15 protein-coding genes are annotated in these 15,440 nt (G+C 58.7%); 6 read left to right on the plus strand and 9 right to left on the minus strand.

Going from position 1 to position 15,440, the window contains the following annotated elements; all coding sequences use genetic code 11:
• Nucleotides 1-81: 81 nt before the first annotated feature.
• Both C5F71_RS25635 and C5F71_RS25640 read right to left on the minus strand, forming a co-directional pair.
• Complete coding sequence (locus tag C5F71_RS25635) at nucleotides 82-1,044, minus strand: FecR domain-containing protein (RefSeq protein ID WP_104912283.1); 963 nt, start codon at nucleotides 1,042-1,044, stop codon at nucleotides 82-84.
• Nucleotides 1,041-1,568, minus strand: a complete 528-nt coding sequence (locus C5F71_RS25640) for a sigma-70 family RNA polymerase sigma factor (protein ID WP_256588013.1) — start codon at nucleotides 1,566-1,568, stop codon at nucleotides 1,041-1,043. Before C5F71_RS25640 ends, C5F71_RS25635 begins: the two co-directional genes overlap by 4 nt.
• Before the next feature lie 241 nt (nucleotides 1,569-1,809).
• Between C5F71_RS25640 and C5F71_RS25645 the strand changes: the two genes are divergently transcribed.
• Nucleotides 1,810-2,178, plus strand: coding sequence for a MerR family transcriptional regulator (locus tag C5F71_RS25645; RefSeq protein ID WP_104912285.1), 369 nt, complete (start codon nucleotides 1,810-1,812; stop codon nucleotides 2,176-2,178).
• Here the strand turns inward: C5F71_RS25645 and C5F71_RS25650 are convergent.
• Nucleotides 2,164-3,144, minus strand: a complete 981-nt coding sequence (locus tag C5F71_RS25650) for an NAD-dependent epimerase/dehydratase family protein (protein ID WP_256588014.1) — start codon at nucleotides 3,142-3,144, stop codon at nucleotides 2,164-2,166. The genes C5F71_RS25645 and C5F71_RS25650 overlap by 15 nt on opposite strands.
• Before the next feature lie 153 nt (nucleotides 3,145-3,297).
• Nucleotides 3,298-3,861, minus strand: a complete 564-nt coding sequence (locus tag C5F71_RS25655; protein WP_070996240.1) for a recombinase family protein — start codon at nucleotides 3,859-3,861, stop codon at nucleotides 3,298-3,300.
• Between the two features lie 317 nt (nucleotides 3,862-4,178).
• On the opposite strand from C5F71_RS25655, the gene C5F71_RS25660 reads away from it, so the two are divergent.
• Nucleotides 4,179-5,246: a fatty acid desaturase gene (locus C5F71_RS25660; protein WP_104912287.1), complete on the plus strand. Its 1,068-nt coding sequence runs from the start codon at nucleotides 4,179-4,181 to the stop codon at nucleotides 5,244-5,246.
• Between the two features lie 131 nt (nucleotides 5,247-5,377).
• The gene (locus C5F71_RS25665; RefSeq protein WP_104912288.1) at nucleotides 5,378-6,523 is read left to right on the plus strand and encodes a serine hydrolase domain-containing protein; all 1,146 of its coding nucleotides are present in this window, start codon (nucleotides 5,378-5,380) and stop codon (nucleotides 6,521-6,523) included.
• A 50-nt stretch (nucleotides 6,524-6,573) separates the two neighbouring features.
• Here the strand turns inward: C5F71_RS25665 and C5F71_RS25670 are convergent, their stop codons facing one another.
• On the minus strand, nucleotides 6,574-7,971 hold the full coding sequence (locus C5F71_RS25670) for an MFS transporter (protein WP_104912289.1): 1,398 nt from the start codon (nucleotides 7,969-7,971) through the stop codon (nucleotides 6,574-6,576).
• A 129-nt stretch (nucleotides 7,972-8,100) separates the two neighbouring features.
• Here C5F71_RS25670 and C5F71_RS25675 point away from each other — a divergent pair, with 129 nt between their 5' ends.
• The gene (locus tag C5F71_RS25675) at nucleotides 8,101-8,991 is read left to right on the plus strand and encodes a LysR substrate-binding domain-containing protein (RefSeq protein ID WP_092236539.1); all 891 of its coding nucleotides are present in this window, start codon (nucleotides 8,101-8,103) and stop codon (nucleotides 8,989-8,991) included.
• A gap of 119 nt (nucleotides 8,992-9,110) precedes the next feature.
• Here the strand turns inward: C5F71_RS25675 and C5F71_RS25680 are convergent, their stop codons facing one another.
• Together C5F71_RS25680 and C5F71_RS25685 are read right to left on the minus strand one after the other, a co-directional pair.
• Nucleotides 9,111-10,523: an amidase gene (locus tag C5F71_RS25680; RefSeq protein ID WP_104912290.1), complete on the minus strand. Its 1,413-nt coding sequence runs from the start codon at nucleotides 10,521-10,523 to the stop codon at nucleotides 9,111-9,113.
• A gap of 84 nt (nucleotides 10,524-10,607) precedes the next feature.
• The gene (locus tag C5F71_RS25685; protein WP_104912291.1) at nucleotides 10,608-11,897 is read right to left on the minus strand and encodes an MFS transporter; all 1,290 of its coding nucleotides are present in this window, start codon (nucleotides 11,895-11,897) and stop codon (nucleotides 10,608-10,610) included.
• Between the two features lie 97 nt (nucleotides 11,898-11,994).
• Here C5F71_RS25685 and C5F71_RS25690 point away from each other — a divergent pair, with 97 nt between their 5' ends.
• Nucleotides 11,995-12,978: an Lrp/AsnC family transcriptional regulator gene (locus C5F71_RS25690; RefSeq protein WP_050492663.1), complete on the plus strand. Its 984-nt coding sequence runs from the start codon at nucleotides 11,995-11,997 to the stop codon at nucleotides 12,976-12,978.
• 28 nt (nucleotides 12,979-13,006) lie between these two features.
• Nucleotides 13,007-13,546 carry an ATPase AAA gene (locus C5F71_RS29455; protein WP_029290620.1) on the plus strand — a complete coding sequence of 180 codons (540 nt, stop codon included), beginning with the start codon at nucleotides 13,007-13,009 and terminating at the stop codon, nucleotides 13,544-13,546.
• Between the two features lie 7 nt (nucleotides 13,547-13,553).
• Here C5F71_RS29455 and C5F71_RS25700 read toward each other — a convergent pair whose 3' ends face one another.
• Nucleotides 13,554-14,552, minus strand: a complete 999-nt coding sequence (locus C5F71_RS25700) for an NADP-dependent oxidoreductase (protein WP_104912292.1) — start codon at nucleotides 14,550-14,552, stop codon at nucleotides 13,554-13,556.
• A gap of 60 nt (nucleotides 14,553-14,612) precedes the next feature.
• On the minus strand, nucleotides 14,613-15,401 hold the full coding sequence (locus C5F71_RS25705; protein WP_104912293.1) for an SDR family oxidoreductase: 789 nt from the start codon (nucleotides 15,399-15,401) through the stop codon (nucleotides 14,613-14,615).
• Nucleotides 15,402-15,440 lie beyond the last annotated feature (39 nt).

Raw genomic sequence — 15,440 nt, forward strand, 5'->3', positions numbered from 1 at the left:
TCGAATGACGAGGTGTGTTGCCTGTCTGTCGAAGGGCTGGGCAAAACCCGTAAAAGTTTTTGCGATTTTTTCTCATCCGGCTCAACGAGCGACGACACGGGTCCAGAGCGGCGTAAAGCGCTCGATGCGTACCGGCAGCGAATCACTCAGGGCGCTCAAGGCGCGGTCGATGTCATCGAGCTGGAAAACTCCCGAGACCTCTAACTGCGCGATGGCGGGATCGCAGTGCAACCAGCCATGGCGATAACGCGCCAGCTCGGCGCTCAGGTCCCCCAGGTGCATGCGTTTGGCGACCAATTGCCCACGGGTCCAGGCGCTGGCGTTGAGGGTGCTGACCTGGACACGGTGGCTGCCGTTGGCATCAATCAGGTATTCCTCACCGGCGGCAACCAGGACCGGCTCGCCAGCACCTTGAATGGCCACCACGCCATCCTCGACCCGCAGGCGCGTACCCTGTTGCTCGTCACGCACTGCAAAGGCGGTGCCGATGGCCTGTAACTGCGCATGCCGGGTACTGACCCAGAAGCTGCGGCGCCCACCGGGATCGGCGTTGTCCTTGCCGGTATCGATGAAAATCTCGCCACGGCGCAGGGTGATCAGCCGACGCTGGGCGCCCAATTGCACGTCCACCGTACTGGCCGTGTTCAGTTGCAGGCGGGTGCCGTCGCTCAGCAGGAACTGCCGCCGTTCGCCCACCCCGGTGGCATAGTCCGCGCCCCAGGGCACCAGCGTGCTTTCGCGCAGTGACCAGCCGGTAACGCCACAGGCAAGCAGCCCCACCCCCAGCAGTTTGAGGGCCTGGCGCCGGCTGTGATGATTGCCGTTGAGGCGCTCGAGGGTATCCAGGGCCACGGTGCCGGGCAGCGCGGCCAGGCTCTGGAAGGTGGCGTCGCTTTTTTGCAGCGCTTGCCAGACGGTTTCATGCAGTGCATCGGCCTGGCGCCAGCGTTGGCAGGCTTCCAGGACCTCTGGGGTCGCGCCGTTGGACTCGATTCGCACCAGCCAGCCGACCGCTTGGTCCAGCACGTCATCTGGCGCGATCATCGTTGCGCCAGGTAGCAGTGGCGAATGGCAGTGGCCATGTACTTCTCCACCGAGCTGAGACTGATGGCCAGGCGCTCGGCGATCTCCTTGTAGCTGAGGCCCTCGAGCCGCGACATCAGGAACGCCATGCGCACCTTGGGTCGCAGGCCATCGAGCAGTGCGTCGATGCGCACCAGGGTTTCCAACAGGATCAGCTGCGACTCCGGTGACGGCACCCCAGCTTCCGGGAGGTGGGCAATGGCTTGCAGGTAAGCCCGTTCGACTCGCTGGCGCCGCACGCGATCTACCAGCAGCCCGTGAGCCACCGTACTCAACCAGGCTCGTGGCTGACGCAACTCCTGCAACCGCTCCGGCTTGCCGAGGATGTGCACAAAGGTGTCGTGAGCCAGGTCCGCGGCGTTGTCGCCATGGCGCAGCCGCTTGCGCAACCAGTCCAGCAACCAGTCCAGCAACCACGCGTGGTGATCGATGTATAGCGTGCGGATTTCGGCGTGAGGGGCTGAAGGAGTGGATGGCGACGACACGAAAAGCCTCCGCGCGATAACTGGATGCATTTGAGAATTCGTCGCATCTTAGTGTGGGTGTTGGTGTTCAGCAAGCAAAGTTGCTCACAAGCCGGATAAACCAACTGGCGCATTTGCGTGGTGGTGCCTGCACGATCATCCGGCGGATGGGAGCGTTCGTGTCCCTCAAACCCGGTATTACCCACCGCAAGCCCAACCCAGTAAACTGCGGGCCGACGTCGAATCAGGGAGAAGGCGCTCTATGTACATAGGTGAACTGGCCAAGCTGACGGGATGCACGCCCAAAGCCATCCGGCTGTACGAACAACTGGGCCTGCTGACCCCGCAGCGCCGGGGCAGCTACCGGTTGTACACGGCCCATCACCTGACGTTGGTGCAGATGATTCGTCGCGCCCAGGCGGCGGGGTTCAAGCTGGGTGAACTGAGCGAGCTGCTGGCTGCCAAGCAACACCAGGCGCCGTTTCCCCTGGCACTGGCCAATCAGGGCATCGAGGCCAAGCGCCTGGAGTTACAGGCGCAGATCCTGGTTTTACAGGATCGACAGCAGCACCTGACGCAGTTGCAACACCAGATCAACCAGCAATTTGCCCCAGCTTCAGCGGGCCAATAAATGCGTAAACGCCTGGGTGAGGGCGTCCTGCGGCGAGCGCGGCTGGTAACCCAGTTCGTTGACCGCCTTGTCGATGCAATAAAGCTGGCGCACCCCATAAAACATTTGTACCTGGCTGACCAGCAATTCAGCTGGCCGGCCGGTGTAGCGCGCCCGCTGCTCTTGCAACCAGGCGATCAGCAATAACAGGGATTTGGGGGCACGGCGCGGCAATGGGTAGCCAGGGCTAAGGCTGTCGAGGGCCTCGATCACCCGCGCCAGTGATGAGGCCTGTTGATTGGCCAGTATGTAGCGCTGGCCAGGCCGGCCTTTTTCCGCCGCGCGGATCAGCCCATCGGCCACGTCGCGTACATCGACAAAGTTGAAATGAAAGTTCGGGTCCAGCACCAACTTGCGCGCCAGCACGGCCGCCAGAAAGCCCATGGTGTCGGTAAGCCGTGTGGCATGGGGGCCGATAATTGCCGAGGGCAACACGCTGACCAGGGGTAGGTCATAGGCCTGGGCGGTTTCCCAGGCCGTGCGCTCAGAGAGGATTTTTGATCGGTAGTAGGGGTTTTGCCCATCAGTGTTCCAGCTGTTCTCATCCAGGCGCTGGCCGTTATGCCCCACCGCAGCCACTGAGCTGACATAGACCACCCGTCGAACCCCGGCCTCGGCGGCGGCACGCAGGACATTGCGCGTACCCTGCACATTGACCTCGACAATTTCGGCCTGTGGATCCTTCGCCCAGTGTTTGAACACCGCCGCCACTTGGTACAGCACATCCACCCCTTGCAGGGCTTGGCGCAAGGATTGGGGGTCTTGCAGTTCGGCGCGCACTACCTGGCAGTCGAGCCCCGCCAGGGCGGCACTTCGATCCGGGTCACGGACCCCGGCGCGCACGCGTTGCCCACGGGCGATCAGCGCCCGCACCAGGGTGTTGCCCAAATGCCCATTGGCACCGGTGACCATCGATAACGTATTCATGGGTTGCCTTATCCGCTGACGATGAAACTGAAGTAGATAGGGCAGGGTAGAGCTTGTCCCAAGGGACAGAGTCAAGTGCGATGGTTATGTGAGGCGGCGCAGGTTTGAATACGCCTGCAGCCACCCACATTTGCACCGCAGGTAACTGGCCCTCTAAGTAGATCTCAAGTATCGATAAAGTGTCTGGCGGCTTATTTCAAAATCACGCGCTAGTTTGGATTTACTTTCTCCAGTGCCGGCGCGGTCAATTAAACTTACAACCTGATTGTCAGACAGTTTTTTCTTTCGGCCTCTATAAGCCCCACGCATTTTTGCGCTGGCAATGCCTATTGCCTGTTTTTCCCTCGTTGCTGCGCGCTCGAACTCTGCGATCAGTTCCATTACCGCAATGATGGGTTCCATGACTTCAAGGCAGTCATGCCGAAAGACCAGGTTTTCGTTCAAAAACTCCAGGGTTACCTGCTTTTCAATCAGCCGGCGAGTGATGGTGCACAGTTGCTCGGTGCTTGAGGTGAGCGATGTCATGCTGTCGACCACCACAGTGTCCCCGCACTGTGTGTAGCGAATCAGCCTTTCCAGGCCAGGGCGATTCGCGGCATGGTCTGCAGGGTCATCGCAAAACACTGCGTCAAATACATCATGGCTCGTTTTTTTCTCCGCGCTACCCTCGGATTCTTGTAGAGAGAGCCGAAAATATTTGATGCGATGCAATCTCATGGTGCCTCCTTGGCAATACTTGTACGCAGTTATTTTATCCTTGTACAAACTGTAACTAAATTATTAAAAATTACACAAATGCCTGTAACACTAAGCTCGCCCAAAATACACAGTTGCAAAGAACTGAACTTGTCTTATCATTTTGAAGCTTGGAATGATCCTAACAAGTTTTTCGAAAGCAGTCGATTTCATATTTATTGAGTGGCGCGAGTGAGTTTTCCCAATAAATTTGAATGCCTGCTGTTTATCGCTCAAACAATTGACTTGACCGGCTTGACGAAGCTGGTAATTCCCCGACGCAAACAGAGGATGAATGGATGAAAGTCTTGGAAGACACCAGCGGAATTGACCGCCAAAGTACCGATCAGGAAAAGATTGATAATGTCACCCGGCGAATTACCGAACATGGGAACTACCTGCGCAAGCGCTACCCGATCCTGCAGCATCAGGATGCTTTGGGGGCGGGTGTCATGGTGTTTTCCCTGGTCGGGATGGCGGTCACGGGAGGGCTCTACATCAAGGGTTTTATCCCGGGGTGGATGTGTATTTTCATCAATGCTCTACTGACTTCGTTTATCCATGAAATCGAACATGACTTGATTCATCGGCTTTATTTCCGAAAACAACCCCTGGCCCATAATGCCATGATGTTTTTTTGCTGGTTGGCTCGACCGGGAATGCCCAGCCCTTGGCTAAGGCGCAGTCTGCACTTTCATCACCATAAAGAGTCCGGAACTGATTCGGATGTGGAAGCCTGGATTACCACCAGCGGTAGCCCTTGGGGAATGCTCCGGTTATTGAAACTGATGGATGGGTTTGTATTTGGTTTCCTGAATGCGGTTTTTGCTCCGGGGTGGCGGCAAAAGGTAAGATTGTTAGGCAAGATTATTCGACTCAATACACCTTTCGGGCTTTTGTACTGGGGGTGCTGGTATGTGTTCCTCGGTTACCACCTGTATGTCTGGTTTGGTTCAATCGTGGGAGAGGAGGTTAATAGTTCTGCTACGACATTGGCGTTAATGGAAGTCGTCAATAGCGTAGTCGTTATTCTGATCGCTCCCAATCTTATAAGGCAGTTCTGCCTGTTCTTTATCAGCTCCAATATGCACTACTATGGTGATGTTGCCCCGCGTAATGCATTACAACAAACCCAGGTAATGAACCCTTGGTGGTTGTGGCCGTTCCAGATGTTCTGCTTTAACTTCGGCAGTACTCACAGTATTCACCACTTTGTTGTGCGAGACCCATTCTACCTGCGTCAGATGACGGCCCCTTATGCGCATAAAGTCATGGCGCAGGCAGGTGTCAGATTCAATGACTTCGGCACCTATAAACGCGCGAACCGTTTTTCAATGGACCACTCTCAAACGCGTTCGCGGGGTTGAATGTTCCACGCACATTAAATGGTTGGGTTCGCGAGAATAACGTTGCTTTAGTAATGGCCGGCCAGGCAGCAGGATCGTTCCTGCCGCCTGGCAAACCAAGGGCAGCACTTCAAATACCAGGAGTCTGATGCATGAAAGCGCAAGGGATATGTGCCAAGCAGTTTGAAGCGGTCCAGCAAGCCTTCGAGGACATGTTTGATGATCCACAAGAGCGTGGCGCCGGGCTCTGCGTGCAAGTAGATGGAGAGAGGGTTATCGACCTGTGGGCCGGTATGGCGGACCAGGAGGGCGCCAAGCCTTGGAGGCGCGATACCCTGGCCAATACGTTTTGCGTGGTAAAACCCTATGTCGCGGTGGCTGTGCTGATGTTGGTCGAGCAGGGCAAGCTGGAGCTGGATGCGCCGGTGGCCCGTTACTGGCCCGAGTTCGCCCAAAGTGGCAAAGCCAAGGTGACCTTGCGCCAGGTGATGAACCACACTGCGGGCCTGCCGGCGCTGCGAGCCCCCGACCATAACCCCATGATGTTTGACTGGGACCATATGATACGGGTCCTGGAGGCCGAGCCGCTGTGGTGGGAGCCGGGCACAGACCTGGGGTATGGCACCACCACCTTCGGCTGGATTCTCGGCGAGTTGATTCGCAGGGTGGACGGGCGCGATGCCTGTGTCTTTATCCACGAAGAGATTCTGGACCCCCATGACCTCGACGTTCACCTTGGCGTGGACGAAAAGCACTTTCACCGTATCGCTCGTTTCGTCAATGCCACAGGCCGGGTCGGTGATCCCTACTCACAAGCGTTGCGGACCGTTCTGAAAAACCAGCCATTGCATATCGCGACATTTGCCTTCACCAACCCCGGCATGGTGCCTAGGCGCACCAATGACCCTCGCTGGTGGGCGTATCGGCAACCGGCGATATGTGGACACGGCACCGCTCACGGCCTGGCCGGTTTCTATAGCGCCTTGCTGGCGGGAAATTTTATCGGTCGCGAACTGCTCAACGAGTTCACCCAAGAGCACAGTCACGGCATGGACCGGACATGGATGCGCCCAATGCGTTATGGATTAGGTTGCATGCTGGAGCAGCAAATCGATCCGACGGCTTCGCTGGCCATGGGCCCCAATGCCTTTGGCCATCTTGGGCTTGGCGGTCCGGTGAGTTTCGCCGACCCCGAAAGTCGAGTGAGCTTTGGTTTTGTCACTACGACTTCGGGTAGCCATACGATGATTGATCCCCGTCCTGGCCGGCTATCGGCACTTGTTTATGCGGCGCTTTGAAGGGGGTTAATGCTCACCCGTGCTTGATCTTTCAACTGGCGCAGAGGCGTTCATCGTGCAAGCGCCAGCGTGCTGGCCTTGCCCGGCAGGATGAGCGCCGCACCTATCAAGCCGAGCACGACCATGCACGCGGACACCAGAATGGCATAGCTAAAGCCCTGTACCGAGCTTCCTCCGCCGGCCAGCACTGCAATGCTCACGGCCACACCCACAGCCAGGCCCACCGCAGAGCCGACTTCCTGGGTCGTGGTCAGCATGCCTCCCGCCAGCCCGTGATCCACTTCAGCCACGCCCTCGATACCGGCCACGGTCCACGCCGGAAACGCGATGCCATAACCCACGCCTGCCAACACCGTGCCGGGGAGGATGGAGAGGGCCCAGGACGTATCCACGGCCAACGACATGCCCAGCAGCGCGAGGCCGGCAATGAACAGGGTCATGCCGCCGAGAATGACTGGCTTGGTGTCTACCCTGGCAATCAGTGCCGGCCCGGCCCAGGCGCTGGAGAGGGTGAAGGCGACCGCCATCGGGAGCAGCCCAAGGCCGGTCTGGGTGGCCGTAAAACCGAGAATTTCCTGCATATACAGCGCAACCACGACAAACGTCGGCCCCAGTGCCGTGTTCGCCAACAGCGACACCAGGTTCGCGCCGCCCGTCAGGCGCCTGCAGAAAATCGGAAGGGGCATCAACGGGTATTCGACTTTGCTTTCGACCCAGACGAACAAGGCCAGTAGCCCCATGGCCAAAGCAATCAACCCATAGGTGACGGGAGACGAAAGGCCGACATGCTCGCTGTTGGCAAACGCGAACACCAGTGTTGCGGCCCCCGCAGCGACCAGAATCGCTCCGCCTAGGTCCAGGCGCCTTGCGCCCATTGCCGCATCGCGTTGGCCCACCGGCAGGTTGCCTGCCAGGGCTATCACCAACATACCCACGGGCACGTTGATCCACAGCACCCAACGCCAGCCCATGAGGTCGGTGATCATCCCGCCGAGGATCAGGCCTGCGACGAATCCGCTCGCAGCCACCGCAGTCCAGGCACCCAGGGCTCGATTGCGTGAGGCCTGATCGGGGAAAAGCGCCAGTAGCAACGAAAACGCGGCGGGCGAAAATAAAGCTGCGCCAAAGCCTTGCATGGCCCGAGTGGCGATCAGCATGGCAGGGGTCTGTGAGAAGCCGCCGAGCAGGGAGCCCAGGGTAAAGATCATCAACCCGAGCAGGAACACCCGCCGGCGACCAAACATATCGGCGGCGCGTCCCCCCAACAGCAAAAAGCCTGCAATGGCGACGCCGTACGCGTTGATGACCCACTGCAAGGCGCCGGGCGTAAAGCCCAGGCTTTCCTGGATCTGCGGCAAAGGGATCATGGTGATGGAGAAGTCGAGCAGGGCGACGAATTGCGTCGTGCACAACAAGATGAGGCAGAGCCGCCAACGAGGGTGATTCATGGGGGTATCCTGATTGATATAGTTTTTCTAATGATGTTTAACTTCGCTAAACAAGGCTTATCATCAGACCCCCGTCGGCACAGTGGAAACGATCCTTTTTAGTCGCTGAATTTAGGAAAACTAAACATCATGGCCACATCCCTTCCTTATCTGGCGTTACGTACCTTCGTTGAGGTAGGCCAGCGCGGCAGTATCAAGGCGGCTGCCCAGGCCCTGAGCGTCACATCGGGCGCGGTCAGCCAACAGATTCGGCTTTTAGAGGATCGGGTAGGCATGCCGCTCTTCACCCGTGAGCGCAGCGGCTTGCGTCTTACTGAGGCCGGGGCCAGCGTGCATCCCGCCTTGCTCCAGGCGTTCGAACAGATCCAGGAGACGCTGCTGTCGCTGGAACAAGCCAAATCCTGGCAAACCCTGACGGTCAGTACCGTTGCTACGTTCGCGGCGTCGTGGCTGGTGCCGCGCCTGGGCCGTTTCAACCAGCGATATCCACACATCGAAGTGCGGGTCGAAGCGACGTCCGCCATCGCGGACATGCGCCGGGATCGAGTCGACGTTGCATTACGCCATGGGCTTGGGGTCTATCCCAACCTGCACGTCACGCACTTGATGGCGCCGGTATTGGTACCGGTGGCCAGCCCGGCCCTGGTGCCCGCAAACGTTGTGCTCACGCAGCCGCAGGATTGCCTCGAATACCCCCTGTTGCACGACGCTGACCGCGCAGATTGGCCCTTATGGCTTTCGGCCCATGGCGTCGGCAACGATCCACGTGCCGAACGTGGGAGCGCTTTGGAAGATGACTTCCTGCTTATTCGCGCAGCAGAAGCCGGGCAGGGGCTCGCCCTGGTGCCAGTGGAATATGCGAAAGAGGAAATTGCGGCGGGCCGCCTCGTGCAAGTTTTGGACAAGCCTTGGCCTGCACGATTTGCCTACTACGTCGTGACCCGGCCGGAGGCGATGCAACGTGACGAGGTCAAGGCGTTTGTGGAGTGGGTTATCGAAGAGGCCCAGGGCACTACATAGTCCCAAGCCAAGGGGCCACGAGGCGCAAAAGTATAAATCAGCGGCTGTTTTCGGCGTTGCGTTCACAACCCGGCACTTGAGGATAAGGTCGACAAACCAGCACCCTATCTTCCTTCGGTTCAAAGCCCCCATCGCCCAAGCTCAGGCCTGCGCTCGTCAAGTAACAGCGCAGGTGCCATCGCGCTCGCGATGTTCAGCAAATGCATGTCGGTAAATACCGGGGATAGCAACTGCACGCCAATCGGCATCTGTGCTTCGTCGAATCCGGCGGGGAGGGCGATTGCCGGCGTGCCGAGGTAGTTACTGGCTCGACTGAACTTGCCAATACTGGCGTGATCAGCGTCCTGGTCATCAAGGGGCAGGGCCCCATGGCCACTGACAGGCATCAATAGAGCCCCGGATGAGCCGATCGCTCGGGTGAATGCCTCGGCTGCGTATGCACGCTGTGCAACGGCGCTTTCGTAGGCGTCACGGCTGATATCGGCGCCGGCAAGGATTCGATTGCGTATAACCTTCCAGAGCAGCTGTTCGGGGTCATGTGCAAGGTGACCAAACTCGCGATACCCCTCATAAGCAATGATCATCGAGTTGCACTCGGAAAGCCGACCGATCGCTAACTCATCATCTGGAACCCAGTACTCCAGCGTCCAGCCGGCCGTGTCCAGTTTGGCCAAGGCTTGATCCCATACCCTGCGGGCGCCAATGGACAGGGCACAGGGGAACGCACTCTGGTCCAGTACCAACACTGTGCCCGGCTGGGGTTGCACCAGCTCACTTGCAAGTTCAGCCTGAACGTTCAACCCATTGTCCGTAGAGGGGCTGGCAAGGATGGCGGTAAGTGTGTGGGCATCGTAAACGTCGCGGGCGATTGGGCCCAGCACGTCCAGGCTGGGAGCGAGTGGCACGACACCGTCCAGGCTGATGAGCCCGCTGGACGGTTTGAAGCCGACCAAGTGATTTAACGATGCGGGAGCCCGTATCGATCCACCGGTATCACCACCCACTGCAATCGGGACCAGGCCTGCTGCAACAGCAACCGCCGCGCCTGAAGAGGAACCGCCCGGCGCGCGATGCAGCTTGGCGTCCCAGGGGTTCCAGGGCGTGCCTCGGGTCGGATTCTGCCCGGATAAACCGAAGGCAAATTCGGTCATCTGGGTCTTGCCCACGATCACCATGCCGGCCGCTTGTAATCGTTGCGCGACGGTGCTGGTCACGGCGCTGATCGTGGTCAGACGGCTCAACGAACCTGCCGACGCCAGGGTGTTGGCGATCTCGATATTGTCCTTGATGGCAACCGGTACGCCATGCAAGGGGCTCAATGTGTGTCCGGTATCGAGCGCGCGGTCGGCGGCATCGGCTGCCGCCAGGGCCTGCTCGGCGAAGACTACGGTGAAGGCGTTAAGCGCACTGCTGCAAGCAATACGGTCCAGAAAGTACTGCGTGACCGCGCGTGAGGTGGTCTGCCGGGTAGCGATCAGATGGGCAATCTGCAGGGCAGTCTGGAAACAAAGGGCTTCGGATGGTTCGCGCATAATTTCTATCTAAGATATGTGGGTCGGTATCCCCGTGTTCGACCGTCGTTCACGGGGATCGCATCGCGTTGTTCGAGCCAGTGGCTATTTCAGTGGTTTCCCGGCTGTTTCTGGCATTTTGATGAACGTAATCAGGGTGAGCGCGGCGCCTGCGAGCACGTAATAGAAGAACCAGCTCTCTTGACCGTGGCTCTGCAGCCAGGTCAGCAGATAAGGCGTGGTACCGCCGAGCAATGCCACCATCAGGTTGTAGGGCGCACCAATGCCGACGGCGCGAACGCTGCTGGGGAATTGTTCAGACATGATTGCGGGCGCAATCGAGGTATAAAGCGCGTAGAGCAACAGGCCGAACAACTCCACCATCAGGATCGATGAGAACGTCGGCTGCATGCTGGTGATAATCGGGTAGAAGAACAGCAGGTAACCCAGGGCAAAAACGATCAGTTGCGGCTTGCGCCCGAACTTGTCCGAGAGCATGCCGAAGAGTGGGTGCACGAGCATGAACGCGACCATTGCCACCGTATTCGCCGCAAAGGCTGTGGAGGACTCCACGTGCAGTGCTCGGATGGCATAGGTCGGGATGTAGATGACGAACAGGTAAAAGGCAAAGGTGCTGAGGATCGAAAAGCCCACGATCCGCAGGGTTTCGCGCGGATAATCACGCAGCAGGGTGCGCAGCGGTTGCTTCTCTACCTTCTTGGTTTTTTGCGTTGAGGCTTGCGCTTCAGGCACCGACATGCGCAGCCAAATGCCTGCGATACCGCCCAAGGCGCCGAGCAAGAACGGAATGCGCCAGCCGAACTCCCTCATCTGCTCGTCGGTGAGGACGGTGGTCAGTGCCCAGCCAATCGCCGAAGCGGTCAGAATGCCCGCAGCGGAACTAAAGAATACAAAGCTCGAAAAGAAGCCGCGACGGTGGTCTGGCGCCAACTCGGCAAGGTAAGTAGAGGCTGACGCGTATTCGCCGCCCAGCGACAAGCCTTGCATCAGTCGCGCGATCACCAGCAAAACCGGCGCCAGCAGGCCGATCTGCTCGTAGGTGGGGGTTATGCCGATCATCAGGGAGCCGCCGGCCATCAGCATGATGGTGACGCCCAGCGCTGATTTGCGGCCATAGCGATCAGAGTAGATCCCCAGGGCCCAGCCACCGATGGGACGCATGAAGAAACCTACGGCGAAAATAGCGAAAGTCGCTAGCAATGACGCCGTTTCGTCAGTTTTCGGAAAGAATTGGGTAGAAAAGAACACCGCGAACGACGCATAGATCGTCCAGTCAAACCACTCCACCGCATTGCCAATGCTGCCAGCAGCAATTTTGCGCGCGGTTGATACCTGCGGCTTTGCCGCGTGGGACGTTTGAGTCGCATAATTCATTGGCTTGTGCCTTTGGGTTTGAATTGTAATTATTTTTAGACATGTGCGGCCTTGTTTTGTTTTAATTTAGCCACTTGAGCGAAGGTATTGTAAGAATATGGTCTCGTCAACCGTTGATACGGATGAAAAAAGACATGTTGCGCTGGATGAAACGGATCTGGCCTGCCTAATTGCACTGCAAGCCAACCCTCGTGGCACCTGGCGGGATCTGAGTGCCTGCTGCGATGTGGCGGAGCGTACGCTGTCGCGGCGCCTGCAACGCTTGATGGACAGTGGTTATATCCGGGTCATCGGCGAGCTCGATCCGGTTGTCGTCGGCAGCGGCCCGGTGCTGCATGCATGGATCCGGGTAGCCGACGGGCGCCAGCGGGAAGTGGCGGAGCATCTGGCGCAGTTGCCGCAGACCCAGGTGGTCATGGCGACAACGGGAGAGTTCGACATCTTCACCGAGATCAACTTACCCAGTGTGGAAGCGCTTTCTGACATGGTGGTGCAGGAGTTGCCGCTGGTGCCGGGGGTAAGGCAGGTGCAAACGCAAGTGGTACTCAGATCGTTCAGGCGAGCCAGTCGCTGGCGTATCGATGGTTCGGTGCCGACTGAGCCGGTGCTGGCCGGGCCGGTAAGCCTGAGTGCTGACGAAATGCGGCTACTGGGCGCGTTAATGCTCGATGGAAGGGCCAGCCTGGGCGTGCTTGCTGAAACCTGCGGCGTCAGTGAGCCCAAGGTCCAGCGCATGCTAAGTGGGCTGGTCGACAGTAATGCCCTGACATTTCGCGTGGAACTGGAGCCTCTGTTGGTGGGCTACGGGGTCGAGGCGATTGTGTCGCTCCAAACCCGACCGGGTGCGGCAGAGGGTATTGCCCAGGCGCTGGCAAAGGATGAACACACGCGTTGCCTGTTTGGTACCAGTGGTGGTTCGCAGTTGTTTTGGCATGTCTTGTGTCGTGATATTCATGACTTGTGGAGCGTCTCAACCACGCGGATGGGCGCCTTGGAGGGGATCATTTCTTGTGAGACCAATACGGTGGTAAGAGCCTACAAAAGAGCGGGGCGCGTGCGTCGAGGGCTTATGGTTGAGTAGTGTTGCGGCCCATCGACAAGGAGTTTGTATGCAACGGGTGATGATTGTGGGCCAACCTGGGTCTGGCAAAAGCACGTTGGCGCGTAAGCTTGGCCAGTGCACCGGATTGCCAGTGGTTCATATCGACACTATCCACTGGCAGCCAGGATGGGTTGAACGAACCTGGGACGAGAAGACGCGGCTTTGTCTTGAGGTCGAGGCCCGCGATAACTGGATATTCGAGGGTGGCCATTCAGCCACGTGGGACAACCGAGTGGCCCGTGCAGATCTTCTGATCTGGATTGATCGTTCAGCGCCGCTTCGATTCTTGCGCGTCCTGCTCAGAGCGCTGCTCCATCGCGGGAAGTCTCGGCCTGACTTGCCCGAGAACTGCCCCGAAATGCTGGCGAACCTGCCGGAGTTTTTTGCATTCATGTGGCGGACGAAAAAATCAGCGCGGGCAAAGATGCAGCACCTCGTGGCAACTGCACCAGCCGCTTGCCGTGTGGTTCATCTGCGGTCCAATCGGGACACCAGGATTTTTCTCGCAAGCATTGGAAGTTCGACTGGCCCGGCTCCGCGAGATTGATCGGCGCTTACCTGATTGTCACGGTGACTTTGCCTCTCGATCTGCCCTGTTCGACGTACCGCAGCGCCTCTGCTATGGACTCAAAAGGGAACGTTCGGTCAATGACCGGCTTGATGACACCTGTCTCGATAAGCGAAGTGATTTTCTGCAGTTGTGTCCCGTTGGCACGCATAAACAAAAATGCATAGTTCACCCCCTGTTTGCGCGCTTTCCTGCGAATGCCGCTGCTCAGCAGGCGCATCACTTGCCCCAGCACCCAGGACAAGCCTTGCGCTTGGGCAAATTGCGCAGTCGGCGGCCCCGAAAGGGAAATAAGCTGTCCGCCCGGCTTGAGCACCTTGAGCGACTTATCCAGTAGCGCGGTGCCGAGGCTGTGCAACACCACGTCGAAATCGCGCAACTCGTGTGCAAAATCCTCATGTGTGTAATCAATCACCACATCCGCCCCGAGTGCTTTCACCCATTGGACGTTCGCCGTGCTGGTGGTGGTCGCGACGAAGGCCCCGAGGTGTTTGGCAAGTTGAATGGCCAGCGTGCCAACACCGCCGGATCCGGCATGAATCAGCACCTTTTGGCCTTTTTTCAGTTGGGCGGTCTCGACCAGCGCCTGACAGGCCGTCAAGGCGGCCAAGGGGATGGACGCCGCTTGGGCCATGTCCAGGTTCGCCGGCTTTAGCGCGAGGGCGTTTTCGTCCACGGCGATCAGTTCGGCAAACGTCCCGATCCGCGCCTCCGGGGGACGTGCGTAGACTTCGTCGCCCGGCTTGAATCGCTCCACCGCCGCGCCTGTGCGAATGACCACTCCGGCCAGGTCGTTGCCCAGTACCAATGGAAAGGTATAGGGCAGGATCAGTTTGAAGTCCCCCGTTTTAATCTTCGAGTCCAACGGGTTCACGCTTGTCGCATGCACCTGGATCAGCACGTCGTGCACACCCACCGCAGGGTCAGGCATGTCGCCAATCATTGCGCTCTGCTTGCCGTAGCGTTCGATAAAAAATGCCTTCATGTTGCAGCTGCCCTTGTCGGTGGATCGAGAGTGGGGTGAGGCCGGCCGGCTCGATAATCGTCAGACTTGCGTCAAATAGCGTTGCGCCACGGCGGACTGCCTGATTTGCGACAAAAGGACCTGACGTGCGGTTTGCAGGGCATCCCAGCGCTCGCCTTCCTGTAGCGCGGGAATGGTCACCGGTTCGCGACGATCGAAGCCGACCAGCGCCGCATCGACCAAATCACCCACTTCCATGATTTCGCTCAAGGTATTGATGTCGATACCGGCGCGGTCCCAGATCTCTGTGCGGGTGGCGGCTGGCAATACGGCTTGCACGTAAACCCCCTGAGGCGAAAGCTCCAGGCTCAGGCCTTGGGAAAGGAACAGCACAAACGCCTTGGTCGCCCCATAGACCGACATGCCGAACTCCGGTGCCAGCCCCACCACGGAGCCGATATTGATGATCGCGCCTTCACCTGCTTTGGCCAGGCGTGGTGCGATGGCGCTGGCCAACCGCACCAGCGCGGTGGTGTTGAGGGCCACCAGTTGCGCAACGCTATCCGTGCTTTGCTCGATGAACGTGCCGGACTGTGCGGCGCCGGCATTGTTGACGAGGATGCCAATGCGCGCGTCATCACGCAGGCGCGCTTCGACGGTGTGCAGGTCGCTGAGTTGAGTCAGGTCGGCCTGAAGCACTTCAATGGCGACGCTGTGTTCTCCACGCAACGTCGCAGCCAGCGTTTCCAGGCGCGAATGGTCGCGGGCGACCAACACCAGGTCGTGCCCGCGTTGGGCGAAACGCTCGGCGTAAACCGCGCCGATGCCAGTGGACGCGCCAGTGATAAGAACGGTAGGGCGAGTAGTCATGATGTGGGCTCTTGGTCTGGAATATGGATTGGGATTGCT

It is taken from the genome of Pseudomonas sp. LG1D9 (genome assembly GCF_002949995.1).
Taxonomy (GTDB): Bacteria; Pseudomonadota; Gammaproteobacteria; order Pseudomonadales; family Pseudomonadaceae; genus Aquipseudomonas; species Aquipseudomonas proteolytica.